At 61.1% G+C, this 13,829-nt stretch carries 13 protein-coding genes; 9 read left to right on the top strand and 4 right to left on the bottom strand.

Annotated features, from left to right (window positions below; genetic code table 11):
- The first annotated feature begins 18 nt into the window (after positions 1-18).
- Entirely contained in the window at positions 19-1,161 is a 1,143-nt protein-coding gene (locus BLU71_RS21175) for an MFS transporter (RefSeq protein ID WP_083353819.1), read from the top strand.
- Positions 1,162-1,250: 89 nt separating this feature from the next.
- Here the strand turns inward: BLU71_RS21175 and BLU71_RS21170 are convergent, their stop codons facing one another.
- Together BLU71_RS21170 and BLU71_RS21165 are read right to left on the bottom strand one after the other, a co-directional pair.
- The gene (locus BLU71_RS21170; RefSeq protein ID WP_064364647.1) at positions 1,251-2,819 is read right to left on the bottom strand and encodes a phospholipase D family protein; all 1,569 of its coding nucleotides are present in this window, start codon (positions 2,817-2,819) and stop codon (positions 1,251-1,253) included.
- 61 nt (positions 2,820-2,880) lie between these two features.
- Complete coding sequence (locus BLU71_RS21165) at positions 2,881-4,302, bottom strand: PLP-dependent aminotransferase family protein (protein ID WP_064364648.1); 1,422 nt, start codon at positions 4,300-4,302, stop codon at positions 2,881-2,883.
- Positions 4,303-4,477: 175 nt separating this feature from the next.
- Between BLU71_RS21165 and BLU71_RS21160 the strand changes: the two genes are divergently transcribed.
- Positions 4,478-4,720, top strand: a complete 243-nt coding sequence (locus tag BLU71_RS21160) for a DUF1127 domain-containing protein (RefSeq protein ID WP_064364649.1) — start codon at positions 4,478-4,480, stop codon at positions 4,718-4,720.
- Positions 4,721-4,838: 118 nt separating this feature from the next.
- Here the strand turns inward: BLU71_RS21160 and BLU71_RS21155 are convergent, their stop codons facing one another.
- The gene (locus BLU71_RS21155) at positions 4,839-6,149 is read right to left on the bottom strand and encodes an NAD(P)/FAD-dependent oxidoreductase (RefSeq protein ID WP_083353818.1); all 1,311 of its coding nucleotides are present in this window, start codon (positions 6,147-6,149) and stop codon (positions 4,839-4,841) included.
- 146 nt (positions 6,150-6,295) lie between these two features.
- Between BLU71_RS21155 and BLU71_RS21150 the strand changes: the two genes are divergently transcribed.
- Positions 6,296-6,649: a YkgJ family cysteine cluster protein gene (locus BLU71_RS21150; protein ID WP_065616970.1), complete on the top strand. Its 354-nt coding sequence runs from the start codon at positions 6,296-6,298 to the stop codon at positions 6,647-6,649.
- 118 nt (positions 6,650-6,767) lie between these two features.
- Here the strand turns inward: BLU71_RS21150 and BLU71_RS21145 are convergent, their stop codons facing one another.
- Positions 6,768-7,256, bottom strand: a complete 489-nt coding sequence (locus BLU71_RS21145) for an Lrp/AsnC ligand binding domain-containing protein (RefSeq protein WP_010465173.1) — start codon at positions 7,254-7,256, stop codon at positions 6,768-6,770.
- A gap of 153 nt (positions 7,257-7,409) precedes the next feature.
- Between BLU71_RS21145 and dadA the strand changes: the two genes are divergently transcribed.
- The 6 genes from dadA (at position 7,410) to BLU71_RS21110 (ending at position 13,702) form a co-directional block, all read left to right on the top strand.
- On the top strand, positions 7,410-8,714 hold the full coding sequence (gene dadA, locus BLU71_RS21140; protein WP_042607133.1) for a D-amino acid dehydrogenase: 1,305 nt from the start codon (positions 7,410-7,412) through the stop codon (positions 8,712-8,714).
- Positions 8,686-9,039, top strand: a complete 354-nt coding sequence (locus BLU71_RS21135) for a RidA family protein (RefSeq protein ID WP_042607132.1) — start codon at positions 8,686-8,688, stop codon at positions 9,037-9,039. The genes dadA and BLU71_RS21135 overlap by 29 nt, the downstream gene beginning before the upstream one ends.
- 93 nt (positions 9,040-9,132) lie before the next feature.
- Positions 9,133-10,206, top strand: a complete 1,074-nt coding sequence (gene alr, locus BLU71_RS21130) for an alanine racemase (protein ID WP_042607131.1) — start codon at positions 9,133-9,135, stop codon at positions 10,204-10,206.
- Between the two features lie 88 nt (positions 10,207-10,294).
- The gene (locus tag BLU71_RS21125) at positions 10,295-10,843 is read left to right on the top strand and encodes a cupin domain-containing protein (RefSeq protein ID WP_016772566.1); all 549 of its coding nucleotides are present in this window, start codon (positions 10,295-10,297) and stop codon (positions 10,841-10,843) included.
- Between the two features lie 180 nt (positions 10,844-11,023).
- Positions 11,024-11,437 (top strand): c-type cytochrome, encoded by a 414-nt coding sequence (locus BLU71_RS21120; RefSeq protein WP_042607130.1) that lies wholly within the window; start codon positions 11,024-11,026, stop codon positions 11,435-11,437.
- 342 nt (positions 11,438-11,779) lie between these two features.
- Positions 11,780-13,702 carry an acetyl-CoA hydrolase/transferase C-terminal domain-containing protein gene (locus BLU71_RS21110; protein ID WP_083353816.1) on the top strand — a complete coding sequence of 641 codons (1,923 nt, stop codon included), beginning with the start codon at positions 11,780-11,782 and terminating at the stop codon, positions 13,700-13,702.
- Positions 13,703-13,829: the final 127 nt, after the last annotated feature.

Below are 13,829 nucleotides of genomic sequence, written 5' to 3'. Positions count from 1 at the left end.
TCCACAGGAGCGTGGAACATGCGGTGGGCGACCTATTTCGCCGTGTTGGCGTCTGTCTTGAGTGTCGGCCTGGCTCTGGGGGTCAGCATGCCATTGGTATCGTTGCGTCTGGAGGGCTGGGGTTACGGCTCATTCGCCATCGGTGTGATGGCGGCGATGCCGGCGATCGGTGTGCTGCTGGGTGCGAAGATTTCCAGCCATCTCGCTGCGTATTTCGGCACCGCTAACCTGATGCGTCTGTGCCTCTGGGCCGGGGCATTGTCGATCGGTTTACTGGCATTGCTGCCGAGTTATCCGATCTGGTTGCTGCTGCGGCTGCTGATCGGCGTGATCCTGACCATCGTGTTCATCCTTGGCGAGAGCTGGATCAACCAGCTGGTTGTCGAAAAGTGGCGCGGGCGTCTGGTAGCGCTGTATGGCAGCAGCTATGCGCTGAGCCAACTGTCCGGTCCATTGCTGCTGGGCGCGCTGGGCACCGAGCATGATTACGGTTTTTGGGTCGGGGTGGGTCTGCTGACGGTCTCGCCCTTCCTGCTCTTGGGTCGCAGCGGCGCGCCGAGCAGTGAGGCCAACAGCGTGACATTTGGCGATCTGTGGGGCTTTGCCCGGGAGTTGCCGGCGATTGCCTGGGCAGTGTCGTTGTTCGCCGCGTTCGAGGCGATGATCCTGACGTTGCTGCCGGTGTACTGCCTGCAACAGGGGTTCACCGCCGAAATCGCCTTGGCCATGGTCAGCACCGTGGTGGTCGGCGATGCGCTGTTGCAACTGCCGATTGGCGCATTGGCTGATTACCTGTCGCGGCGCACGCTGTTTGCCGGGTGCGCGGTGGTGTTGATGCTGTCGAGTCTGGCCATTCCACTGTTGCTCGACACGCTGCTGATCTGGCCGCTGTGGGTGCTGTTCGGTGCCAGTGCCGGCGGCCTGTTTACCCTGTCGCTGATCCTGATTGGCGAGCGTTACCGTGACGATGCGCTGGTGCGCGCCAATGCGCATATCGCGCAGTTGTGGGGTGTCGGTTGTCTGGTCGGGCCGTTGGCGGCGGGGGCAGGCAGTCAGTGGATCAATGGGCATGCATTGCCGCTGTTGATGGCGGCGGGTGCGTTTGGATTGGTGCTTTTGTTGTTGCGCCAGGGGGCATTCGGCGCAACGCAGACTGCTTGAGAGCAAAAGATCGCAGCCTTCGGCAGCTCCTACAGGGGGATATGCATTCCAACTGTAGGAGCTGCCGAAGGCTGCGATCTTTTTGTTTTTTACAGCATCCGCTCCAGGCCGACGCTGGTGCTGAACCACGAGTTGAAACGCCGCCACCAGCTCCCCGGTTCCTTGGTCAGGGTATGCATCTGACCGTTGTCCTCCGTGACCCAGACGACCTTGCCGTCCTCGAGTTTCGCCTGATAACTCAGGGTTGGCGCCATGCCTTGCAACGCTAGTGCGCGGACGTGCTCAGCCAGTTCCGGGCTGTCGACCAGAATGCCGACTTCGGTGTTCCACAGCACCGAGCGCGGGTCGAAATTGAACGAGCCGATAAACGATTTGCGCCGATCGAAAATCATCGCCTTGCTGTGCAGGCTGGAATCCGAGCCGCGATACGAGCGGCTGTAGAACACTCGCGGACCGCTGCCATAGTTATCCCCAGGCTGGCGCCGCAGTTCATAGAGTTTCACCCCGTGTTCCAGCAACGCCTTGCGATAGGGCGCGTAGCCGCCATGCACCGCTGGCACGTCGGTGGCCTCCAGCGAATTGGTCAACAGGCTCACGGAGACCCCGGCATCGGCGCGCCCGGTCAGGTAGACCAGCCCCGGCTGACCCGGCACGAAATACGCAGAAATCATGATCAGCTCTTTGCTGACACCGGTCAGTTCCGGCGCCAGTTGTGTGGTCAGCAGCAGGTGCGGATCAGGTTCGCCCTTGGACAGAACCTTGCTCGGCGCATCCCACAACGCCTGGTTCCAGGCCCAGATCAGCTCTTTGCGCCAGATGTCCATGCGCGGGTCGGTGGTGAACTTCATCAACTGCTGATACAGCGCGTGGTTCTGCCTGCGGGTTTCTTCCAGCGACTCTTCCAGGCGCGTGCGCGTGTTCTCCAGGTCGGCGGCGGTCGGCTGGCTGGAGAGGAATTCGTCGATCGGCTTGCTCAGCGCACTGTTCCAGTACTGATCGAAACTGTGCCCGAGCTGCTCGGCCACCGGGCCGATGCTGAGCATGTCGATGTCGGTGAAATTCAGGTTGGGTTCGGCGTCGAAATACTCGTCGCCCAGATTGCGCCCGCCGACGATGGCCGCGCTGTTGTCCGCCAGCCACAACTTGTTGTGCATGCGCCGATGCTGCACGGACAGATTGAACAGTCGTCCGGCCGCACGCGTGACGCCGGTGCTGCGTCCCAAGTGCAACGGATTGAACAAGCGAATCTGAATCTGCGGATGCGCCGCCAGGGTGGCGATGATCTGGTCGAGGCCGTCGCTGGTGGTGTCATCGAGCAGGATGCGCACACGCACGCCACGGTCGGCAGCCTTAAGCACTTCCTCCACCAGCATCCGCGTGCTGATGCCGTCGTGGACGATGTAGTACTGCAAATCGAGGCTGACCTGGGCGTGACGAATCAGCTCGGCCCTGGCGGTAAATGCCTCACCGCTGTCGGAGAGCAGGCGAAACCCGGACTGCCCCTTGTAGGGCGCGGCCTGCGCCTGGATCGAGCGGCCGAAACTCGATTCCGACGCCGGCAGGGCCTGGCTCGGTTCGCGCGGTACATCAAGGCTGGCGCAGCCGCTGAGGAACGAGGCGAGTATCAGTAAAGCGAGTAGGGGCTGTCTGAAGCTCACGTAGGATCGTTCCGGTTGGCGGTTGAGGTCGGCATTTTGGACGCCGGGCTGACAAAAAAGGTCAGTCGGTCTCAGCGAGTAATTTGATTGCCGCGGCACCGACCTTGCGCACCGCCTCTTCGATCTGCGCTGTTGGTTTGGCAGCGTAGTTCATCCGCAGACAATTGCGGTATTTGCCCGAGGCGGAAAAGATGCTGCCGACGGCAATCTGTACGCCCTGATCGTGCAGCGCGCGATTCAGTTTCAGCGTGTCGAAACCGTCCGGCAGCTCCACCCAGAGCATGAAGCTGCCCTGCGGGCGACTGGCGCGTGTGCCGGCGGGAAAGTAGCGGGTCACCCAGTCGATCATCGCGTCACGATTGCGCTGGTACTGCATGCGCATGCGCCGCAGGTGCGGCTCGAAATGGCCGGCCTTGATGAATTCGGCAATGGCGATCTGCGGTTGTGGCGCGGTGGATCCGGTGCTGATGTATTTCATGTGCAGCACCCGCTCCAGATACCGGCCCGGTGCCACCCAGCCGATGCGCAGCCCCGGCGCCAGAGTCTTGGAGAACGAGCTGCAGAGCAACACGCGGCCGTCTTCATCGAAGGATTTGATCGTACGTGGGCGCGGGTAGGTGTAGGCCAGTTCGCCATACACATCGTCTTCGATGATCGCCACGTCGAAACGCTGGGCCAGCGTCAACAGGGCGCGCTTGCGCGACTCGGGCATGACGTAGCCGAGGGGGTTGTTGCAGTTGGGCGTGAGCTGAATGGCTTTGATCGGCCACTGTTCCAAGGCCAGTTCAAGCGCGTCGAGGCTGATGCCGGTGAGCGGGTCGGTGGGGATTTCCAGGGCTTTCATGCCCAGGCCTTTGAGGGTCTGCATGGCGCCGTGGAAGCTCGGTGAATCCACCGCGACGATGTCGCCCGGCTCGCAGATCGCGTGGATGCTGGTGGACAGCGCTTCGTGGCAGCCAGTGGTGATCACCAGATCGCTGGCGCTCAACTGACAGCCGGAATCAAGCATCAGGCGTGCGATCTGTTCGCGCAGTTCGAGGTTGCCGTGGATGTTGTCGTAATACAGACCGGGCATGTCCTGCCGCCGACTGATCCGTGCCAGTCCACGCAGCAATGGTTTCATGGTCGGCGAGCCGACATCGGGCATGCCGCGGCCCAACTGCACAACGTCTTTGCGCGGTACGGCGCGGATCAATTCCAGCACCTGATCCCACTGCGAAATCTCCACCGGCCGTTGCGCCGGGCGGCCGATTGCCGGCAATTCCGGCAGTTCGCGGCCAACTGGCACGAAATAGCCGGACTTGGGTTTTGGCGTGGCCAGACCGCTGTCTTCGAGCACGCGATAGGCCTGCTGCACCGTGCTCAGACTGACTCCGTGTTCAACGCTCAGTGCACGCACTGACGGCAAGCGATCACCGGGGCGATAGAAACCCTGTTCGATGCGGGTGCCGAGCAATTCGGCGAGGTTTACATACAGAGTCATGGTGGTCTCGGTGTGCAGTGATGAAAACCAGTACAGATGCGGCAGAAAACGATCATTCAGTCAGCGAATCGGCAAATCTGTATGGAGTTAATACAGGTTCGTTGAGTCTGTAATGGTTTTGCCGGCCCGCGCATCATGGAATCTCTGGCTACCCAAGTAAACAGGAGCAACGAAAATGAACGGCTTGAGCGATGTGCGGCTGACGTTACACAGTCAGGAACTGGCGGCAGGGCAGAAGGACAACGCGCGCAATCAGCTGCGTAACGCGCCGTCCGGCCTGAGTCGCTGGGGTCTGTTCTGGCAGCGTCTGCACACGCGCAAGGCGTTGCTGGCGCTGACGGCGGATCAGCTCAAGGATATCGGGCTGACCCGTGAGCAGGCGCGGGAGGAGGGGTTGAAGCCGTTCTGGCGGATCTGAGATCTGTATCGTTCTTGCGGGCCTCATCGCGAGCAGGCTCACTCCTACAGGGGAAACTCATTTCAACTGTAGGAGTGAGCCTGCTCGCGATAGGGCCCTTAAAGCCACCGCAACTCTGTCAGACCAACTCTTTAAGCCGATGCCACAACATTCCCAGCGCCAACAGCGGCGAGCGCAAATGCTTGCCACCGGGGAAGGTGATGTGCGGCACCTTGGCGAACAGATCAAAGCCACCGCCATGCTGCCCGCTGATCGCCTCGGCCAGCAGCTTGCCGGCCAGGTGTGTGGCATTCACCCCATGACCGGAATAAGCCTGGGCGTAATACACGTTCGGTTGATCGGCGAGCCGGCCGATCTGCGGCAAGCGGTTGGCGCCGATGCCGATCATCCCGCCCCATTGATAGTCAATTTTCACCCCGGCCAGTTGCGGGAACACTTCAAGCATCTTCGGCTGCATATAAGCCCCGATGTCTTTCGGATCACGTCCTGAATAATGGCAGGCACCACCGAACAGCAAGCGTCGATCCGCCGAGAGCCGATAGTAATCCAGCGCTACTCGTTGATCGCAGACCGCCATGTTCTGCGGCAGCAGGTCATGCGCCTGCTCTTCGCTCAGCGGCTCTGTGGCGATGATGTAGCTGCCGGCGGGCAGAACCTTTCCGCTCAGTTGCTGATTCAAGTCGTTGAGATAAGCATTGCAGCCCAGCACCAGAGTCTTCGCCCGCACCGAGCCCTGCGCCGTGTGCACTTTCATTTCGGGGCCGTAATCGATGCGCGTCACCGCCGAACGCTCGAACAGCTGAACGCCCAGTTGCTGCGCCGCAGCCGCTTCGCCCAGCGCCAGATTCAGCGGGTGCAGATGCCCGGAACCCATGTCGATCAAGCCGCCCACGTAGCGCTTGGAGCCGACCACTGTGTGCATTTCACTGGCTTTTAACAGGCGGGTTTCGTAGCGATAACCGAGGCTGCGCAGTTCTTCGGCGTCTTCGGCAAAACCGTCGAGATCGGAAGGCTTGTTGGCAAGGTCGCAGTAGCCCCAGGTCAGGTCGCAGGCAATGCCGAAACGCTCGACGCGCTGGCGGACGATTTCCACTGCTTCCAGGCCCATGAGCTTCATCGCGCGCACGCCGTCGGCCCCGATGACATTGGCGAACTGATCGAGGCCGTGACCGACGCCGCGAATCAACTGCCCGCCGTTGCGACCGCTGGCGCCCCAGCCGATCCTGTGCGCTTCCAGCAACACTACGCTGAGGCCGCGCTCAGCCAGTTCCAGTGCCGTGTTCAACCCGGAAAAGCCGCCGCCGACCACGCAGACGTCAGCCGCCACGTCGCCTTGCAGCACAGGATGGTCGGGCTGCGGCAAGCTGCTGGCGGCGTAATAAGAGGCAACGTGGGGCTGGCTCGCGGTGGTCTGGGCGCGGGCGGTCATGGGCATCATCCAACGGCTGAGTGTCGAGAAAATTTGACGGAGCATAAGCTGCGCGGCTGAAGGCGGGCAACATCGGTCGGTCTGCGGTGTCTGGATCCGGGCTTTTGCGGCACAATCGTTGTCCCGCCACTTTGGTCACCGTTTCGATGAGCTGCAACAGCCAGAAAATCCGCACCCTGCGTCAGCAGATCCCGACGTTCGAATGCGTGCCGGGCTGCCACGACTGCTGCGGGCCAGTGACCACTTCGCCCGAAGAGATGGCACGACTGCCACGCAAGACCCGCGCCGAGCAGGATGCGGCGCTGGAAGAACTCAACTGTGTGCACCTGGGGCCGAATGGCTGCACGGTGTATGAAGAGCGACCGCTGATCTGCCGATTGTTCGGCACCACCAAGACCTTGCCGTGCCCCAACGAGCGGCGACCGGTGGAGTTGATTCATCCGCGGGTGGAGAAGCAGATATTCGAATACATGGCGGCGAATCGGCAGGTGCTGGTTTAACGCGTTCACTCGGAACCGAGTTGACGCCATCGCGAGCAGGCTCACTCCGACAGGGGTACGCATTGCAAGTGTAGGAGTGAGCCTGCTCGCGATAGGGCCGGGTCGGGCACCGAAAATGTCAATCCGGAATCGGCAGGCACAGGCTCTCTTTCACCTCTTCCATGACGATGTAACTCTTCGATTCGCGCACATGCGGCAGCTTCAACAGGATGTCGCCCAGCAGCTTGCGATAGGAGGCCATCTCGGAAATCCGCGCCTTCACCAGATAGTCGAAATCCCCTGACACCAAATGGCACTCCAGCACATGGGGCAGCTTCAGCACCGCGCGGCGAAACTCCTCGAAAGTGTCGCCGGATTTGTAATCGAGGCTGATCTCGACAAACACCAGCAGGCTACCCTTCAAATGCTGCGGATTGAGCCGGGCGTTGTAGCCCATGATGATTCCTTCGCGCTCCAGGCGCCGCACGCGCTCGGTGCATGGCGTGGTCGAGAGGCCGACCTTTTCCCCCAGTTCGGTAAAGGAAATCCGCCCGTCCGCCTGCAGGATTCGCAGGATATTGCGGTCGATCTTGTCCAGCTCACGTTTGGTCTGAGTGTTGGTACGCATAGGGGATGCGCCTCCGTGAAAAGGGTTTTTGCCGAGAATTGTCGCCAAATATAGGCGCTTATATAGTGAAAAGCACTGGCATTTCTTTTTTACACTGCGCTCATCATTGCTCTAATAAACAGTTCGGCGAAAAGCCGCGATGAGGGATTGAAAATGCGCGTCATGGTCTTGGGTAGCGGCGTTATCGGTACCGCCAGTGCTTACTATCTGGCCCGTGCCGGGTTCGAAGTGGTGGTGGTGGACCGGCAGCCTGCTGCGGCCATGGAAACCAGTTTCGCCAACGCCGGCCAGGTCTCGCCGGGTTACGCCTCGCCGTGGGCTGCGCCGGGCGTGCCGCTCAAGGCGATCAAGTGGCTGCTTCAGCGCCACGCGCCATTGGCGATCAAGGCCACCGCCGACATCGATCAGTACCTGTGGATGGCGCAAATGCTGCGCAACTGCACCGCCAGCCGTTACGCGGTGAACAAGGAGCGCATGGTGCGTCTGTCCGAGTACAGCCGTGACTGCCTCGATGAGTTGCGCGCCGAAACCGGCATTGCGTACGAAGGTCGCAGCCTCGGCACTACCCAGTTGTTCCGGACTCAGGCGCAGCTGGATAACGCCGCCAAGGACATCGCCGTGCTGAAAGAATCCGGCGTGCCGTTTGAACTCCTCGATCGCGCCGGCATTGCCCGCGTCGAGCCGGCTCTGGCAGGCGTCACCGACATTCTCGCCGGCGCGCTGCGTTTGCCCAACGACCAGACCGGCGACTGCCAGATCTTCACCACCCGTCTCGCCGAAATGGCGCGCAAGCTCGGCGTGGAATTCCGTTTCGGCCAGGACATCCAGAAGCTCGACTACGCCGGTGATCGCATCAACGGCGTGTGGATCGACGGCAAGCTGGAAACCGCCGACCGCTACGTGCTGGCACTCGGCAGCTACTCGCCGCAACTGCTCAAGCCGCTGGGCATCAAGGCTCCGGTGTATCCGCTCAAGGGCTACTCGCTGACGGTGCCGATCACCGATCCGGCGATGGCGCCGACTTCAACCATTCTCGACGAGACCTACAAGGTCGCGATCACCCGTTTCGACAACCGCATCCGCGTCGGTGGCATGGCCGAGATCGCCGGTTTCGACCTGTCGCTCAACCCGCGTCGACGCGAAACCCTGGAGATGATCGTCAACGACCTTTATCCTCAGGGCGGCAATCTGGCCGAGGCGAGTTTCTGGACCGGCCTGCGCCCGACCACGCCGGACGGCACGCCGATCGTTGGTGCTACGCCATTCAAGAATCTGTTCCTCAACACCGGTCACGGTACGCTCGGCTGGACCATGGCTTGCGGTTCCGGCCGTTTGCTCGCCGACCTGATGGCGAAGAAAAAGCCCCAGATCAGCGCCGAAGGCCTCGATATTTCCCGTTACGGCAACCAGACCCAGGAGTCCGCAAAACATGTCAATCCAGCGCCAGCTCACCAATGAGCGCATGAGTCAGATCGTCAGCCACAACGGCATCGTGTATCTGGCCGGGCAGGTCGGCGACGACTTCGACGCCGGAATTGAACAGCAGACCCGCGACGTGCTCGCCAATATCGAGCGCCTGCTCGATCTGGCCGGGACGGACAAGCAGCATCTGTTGTCGGCGACGATCTACCTGAACGACATCGACGCCCACTTTGCCGGCATGAACGCAGTGTGGGACCAGTGGCTGCCGAAAGGCGCCGCGCCCGCCCGCGCCACCGTCGAAGCGAAGATGGCCAAGCCGAGCATTCTGGTGGAGATCTCCATCGTCGCCGCGCTGCCATAACGTTTCCGAGATCCCTCTCCCGGCGCTGTTGGCGGTTCACGCCGTCAGTCAGCGCCGGTTTTTCTTTCCATGACCGCCCAGAAGTCTGCCGCCATGCGTCCTGCCCGTGCCCTGATCGATCTTCAAGCCCTGCGTCACAACTACCGAATTGCCCGTGAAGTCACTGGCGCCAAAGCGCTTGCGGTGATCAAGGCGGACGCCTACGGCCATGGCGCGGTGCGTTGCGCCCAGGCACTGGCAGCCGAGGCGGACGGTTTTGCCGTGGCGTGCATCGAAGAGGCACTGGAGTTGCGCGCTGCCGGGATTCGCGCGCCGGTACTGCTGCTGGAAGGCTTCTTCGAGGCAGACGAGCTGGCGTTGATCGTCGAGCATGATTTCTGGTGCGTGGTGCATTCGCTGTGGCAGCTCGAAGCGATCGAGCAGGCGGCGCTGAGCAAACCCATCACGGTGTGGCTCAAGCTCGACTCCGGCATGCACCGGGTCGGCCTGCATCCGAAAGATTACCCAGCGGCGTACCAGCGTCTGCTGGCCAGCGGCAAAGTGGCGAAAATCGTGCTGATGAGCCACTTCGCCCGCGCCGATGAATTGCACGCGCAGAGCAGTGCCGAGCAGGTGGCAGTGTTCGAAGCGGCGCGTCAGGGTTTGGCGGCGGAAGTCAGCCTGCGCAACTCACCAGCCGTGCTCGGCTGGCCAGAAATCAAAAGCGATTGGGTACGCCCGGGCATCATGCTCTACGGCGCGACCCCGTTCGAAGAAGCCAACGCAGTGGCCGAGCGCCTGCAACCGGTGATGACCCTCGCATCGAAAGTCATCAGCGTGCGTGAACTGCCGGCCGGCGAACCGATTGGCTATGGCGCCAGGTTCATCACCGACAAACCCATGCGCATCGGCGTGGTCGCCATGGGTTACGCTGACGGCTACCCGCGTCAGGCGCCGACCGGCACGCCGGTGCTTGTGGCCGGCAAACGCAGCCGCCTGCTGGGGCGCGTGTCGATGGACATGCTCTGCATCGACCTGACCGATGTGCCGGAAGCCGGCCTCGGTTCCGACGTCGAGTTGTGGGGCAAGAACATCCTCGCCAGCGAGGTGGCGAAGTGGGCCGACACCATCCCTTACCAGATATTCTGCAACCTGCGTCGGGTGCCGAGGCTCTATTCCGAGGGTTGACGCCGCTACGGGGGCCAAGTGTTGTAAATACTGAACGCTGTCGCCATGATAACGCTCAATATTCTTACAACATCAGGAGGCTCCCGCCTTGGACGTCGGTGAACGACTGCAATCGATCCGCAAGCTCAAAGGGCTTTCCCAGCGTGAACTCGCCAAACGCGCGGGCGTCACCAACAGCACCATTTCGATGATCGAAAAGAACAGTGTCAGTCCTTCGATCAGTTCGCTGAGAAAGGTGCTCGGCGGCATTCCCATGTCCATGGTCGAGTTCTTTTCCGAAGAGATCCTGCAGGACCAACCGACCCAGATCGTCTACAAGGCCAACGAGCTGATCGACATCTCCGACGGCGCCGTGACCATGAAACTGGTCGGCCGCGCCCACCCCAGCCGCGCCATCGCCTTCCTCAACGAAATCTACCCGCCGGGCGCCGACACTGGCGAAGAAATGCTCACCCATGAAGGTGAGGAAACCGGGATTCTGGTGGAAGGTCGCCTGGAGCTGGTGGTAGGTCTGGAAACTTTTATCCTCGAAGCTGGCGACAGCTACTATTTTGAAAGTACCAAGCCGCATCGTTTCCGTAATCCGTTCGACGTACCGGCGCGACTAATCAGCGCAGCGACGCCGGCGAATTTCTAAGCAAGAGGCGCCAGACCATTACGGCGAAGGCACCCGGACCGTTCTTCCGATGCGCAACAAGACCCCTCTAACCATGGGGTTGTTTCAGTACAGCGGCCTAGCCGCTATACTTGCGCCGCCTGCGAACCGTGGCCGCAGGCGTGAATAGCCACCATTGAGGGTGAACGCGTGAACCTAATTATGAAAATGCTGGCTGCACCAGCAACCGTACTGGCCCTCTGGGCTGTCAGCGCTCAAGCTGCGACGAATGACGACATCGCCAAACGCATCGAGCCCGTCGGCCAGGTGTGTGTTCAAGGGCAGGAATGCAAGGGTATGGAAGTGGCTGCGACCGCAGGCGGCGGAGGCGGGGCGAAGGCACCTAAAGACGTGATCGCCAAGCATTGCAACGCTTGCCACGGCACGGGCCTGCTCGGCGCGCCGAAGATCGGCGACAAGGCAGCCTGGAAGGAGCGGGCCGATCATCAGGGTGGTCTGGACGGCATCCTTGCCAAGGCCATCACCGGCATCAACGCCATGCCGCCAAAAGGCACCTGCGCCGATTGCTCCGATGAAGAGCTCAAAGGTGCGATCAAAGAGATGTCCGGTCTGTAAGCGACGCTCTCAACGAAAAACCGTCTTCGGACGGTTTTTTTGTGCCCGTAAATCAAGAGCCCTCACCGGAACCCTCTCCCTGAGGGAAGGGAACCGACCGAGGTCTCTGGCGTTGTACATCGACCTGAAGGATCAAGTCGATTATTGGATTCGGTGGAGCGTTTTCAATGTCAACGAAATGCTGAATATCCTCAATCAGTTCCCTCTCCCTCTGGGAGAGGGCAAGGGTGAGGGTGACCCTCTTAAGTTGAACAAACATCTCGAAACCAAACGCTGTCCTTTGCAGCAAACTCAAGGCAATCTCGGTCTACCCCTATCAACGGAACGGGCGGGAGGCTTCAGATGGTGCAGTTGTGTTCGATCGAACAGGCGGTGGACGACGTACTGGCGCGCTTGCCGGCGCACATCCACATGGGCCTGCCGCTGGGGCTGGGCAAGCCGAATCACTTCGTCAACGCGCTGTACCGGCGCATCAAGGAGCTGCCCGAGCGGCAGCTGACGATCTATACCGCGCTGTGCCTCGGTCGGCCGAATCTGGGCGATGGCTTGCAGAAGCGCTTTATCGAGCCCTTCGTCGAGCGGGTGTTCGGTGATTATCCGGAGTTCGATTTCCTCGCCGATCTGCAGCGCGACAGCCTGCCCGCCAACATCCGTATCCAGCAGTTCTTCATGCAGCCCGGCAGCCTGCTCAACAGCGCGCCGGCGCAGCAGGATTACGTCAGCAGCAATTACAGCCATGCCGCCCGCGACATCAACGCAGCAGGCCTGAACCTGGTGGCGCAGTTGCTCGCCAGCAACAGCGAACATCCCGATCGGCTGAGCCTGAGTTGCAACCCGGACATCACCCTTGACCTGTTGCCGATGATCGCCAAGCGCCGCGAGGCGGGGGAGACCATTGTGCTGGTCGGCCAGGTGCATACGGATCTGCCGTACATGCCCGGCGATGCTGAAGTCGACATCGACACCTTCGATCTGCTGATCGACGAGAAGGACAGCAGCACGCTGTTTTCCACGCCGAATATGCCGGTGGGCTTCCAGGATCATTTCATTGGCTTGCACGCCAGTACGTTGGTGCGCGACGGCGGAACGCTGCAGATTGGTATCGGTTCGATGGGTGACGCGTTGACCGCAGCGCTGCTTGCCCGTCAGGCCGATAACGCCGGCTATCAGGCGTTACTCGATGACATCAACCTCAGCCAATGGGCGCAATTGATCCAGCGCGAGGGCGGCACCGCGCCCTTTGCCAAAGGCCTTTATGGTTGCAGCGAGATGTTCGTCAACGGTCTGCTGGTGCTGGCAGATGCCGGGATCATTCGGCGCAAGGTCTATCCCGATGTGCCGACGCAGGAACAGGCCAATGCCGGCACCCTCGACGAAGCGGCACAACCTGACGGTATCTGCGTGCACGGCGGTTTCTTCCTCGGCCCGCGCAGCTTCTATGAACGGCTGCGCGAGTTGCCGCAAAGCAGGTTGCTAGAATTCAACATGACCCGCATCAGCTACATCAACGAGCTGTATGGGCAGGAAGAACTCAAACGTCTGCAGCGCCTTGATGCGCGCTTCATCAACACCGTGTTCAACATGACGTTGCTGGGGGCGGGTGTCGCGGATCAGTTGGAAGACGGACGGGTGCTCAGTGGGGTCGGCGGGCAGTACAACTTCGTGGCGCAGGGACACGCGTTGCACAATGCGCGGTCGATTCTGATTCTGCGCAGCTGGCGCGAGTCCGCCGGCGAGGTCAGTTCCAACATCGTCTGGGAATACGGCCACTGCACGATTCCGCGGCATCTGCGCGACATCGTCGTCACCGAGTACGGCATCGCCGACCTGCGCGGCAAATCCGACGCGGCAGTGATCGAAGCGCTGCTCAACATCAGCGACTCACGTTTTCAGCCAGGGCTCATCGAACAGGCGCAGAACGTCGGCAAGCTGCCGAAGGATTTCCGTATTGATCCACGGTTTGCCGACAACACACCGCAACGCTTGCAGGCGATTGCCGCGCGGCACCCGAACCTGTTTCCGGAGTACCCGCTAGGTTGTGATTTCACCGCGATCGAACGGGATCTGTTGCGCGCGCTGAACTGGCTGAAGAGCAAGTTCAAGCTGAGCGAGATTCTGGAACTGGGCAAGGCAGCGCTGGATGCGCCGGAGGCCTCAACGTTCCCGGAGCATCTTGAGCGGATGCAGCTGACGAATCCGGAGGGGTTGAAGGAAGACCTTTTCCAGCGCCTGCTCCTCACTGGTCTGAAAGCCACCACGCAATAACTGCCCACCCCAGAAGCCGCTGTGGGAGCGAGCCTGCTCGCGAAAGCGGTGTGTCATTCCCTCAACAGGGTGACTGACACAATGCATTCGCGAGCAGGCTCGCTCCCACAGGGGTAACTCGGTGCTG

The sequence above is a fragment of the Pseudomonas moraviensis genome, from assembly GCF_900105805.1.
Classification (GTDB): domain Bacteria; phylum Pseudomonadota; class Gammaproteobacteria; order Pseudomonadales; family Pseudomonadaceae; genus Aquipseudomonas; species Aquipseudomonas moraviensis_A.
Note: the sequence above shows the minus strand (reverse complement) of the source record. Positions and strands in the feature narration are given on the sequence as shown.

Coding starts and splice junctions, on each gene's coding strand:
- BLU71_RS21175 (WP_083353819.1), top strand. CDS start 19: ATGCGGTGGGCGACCTATTTCGCCGTGTTGGCGTCTGTCTTGAGTGTC.
- BLU71_RS21165 (WP_064364648.1), bottom strand. CDS start 4,302: ATGACTCTGTATGTAAACCTCGCCGAATTGCTCGGCACCCGCATCGAA.
- BLU71_RS21160 (WP_064364649.1), top strand. CDS start 4,478: ATGAACGGCTTGAGCGATGTGCGGCTGACGTTACACAGTCAGGAACTG.
- BLU71_RS21155 (WP_083353818.1), bottom strand. CDS start 6,149: ATGACCGCCCGCGCCCAGACCACCGCGAGCCAGCCCCACGTTGCCTCT.
- BLU71_RS21150 (WP_065616970.1), top strand. CDS start 6,296: ATGAGCTGCAACAGCCAGAAAATCCGCACCCTGCGTCAGCAGATCCCG.
- BLU71_RS21145 (WP_010465173.1), bottom strand. CDS start 7,256: ATGCGTACCAACACTCAGACCAAACGTGAGCTGGACAAGATCGACCGC.
- dadA (WP_042607133.1), top strand. CDS start 7,410: ATGCGCGTCATGGTCTTGGGTAGCGGCGTTATCGGTACCGCCAGTGCT.
- BLU71_RS21135 (WP_042607132.1), top strand. CDS start 8,686: ATGTCAATCCAGCGCCAGCTCACCAATGAGCGCATGAGTCAGATCGTC.
- alr (WP_042607131.1), top strand. CDS start 9,133: ATGCGTCCTGCCCGTGCCCTGATCGATCTTCAAGCCCTGCGTCACAAC.
- BLU71_RS21120 (WP_042607130.1), top strand. CDS start 11,024: ATGAAAATGCTGGCTGCACCAGCAACCGTACTGGCCCTCTGGGCTGTC.
- BLU71_RS21110 (WP_083353816.1), top strand. CDS start 11,780: ATGGTGCAGTTGTGTTCGATCGAACAGGCGGTGGACGACGTACTGGCG.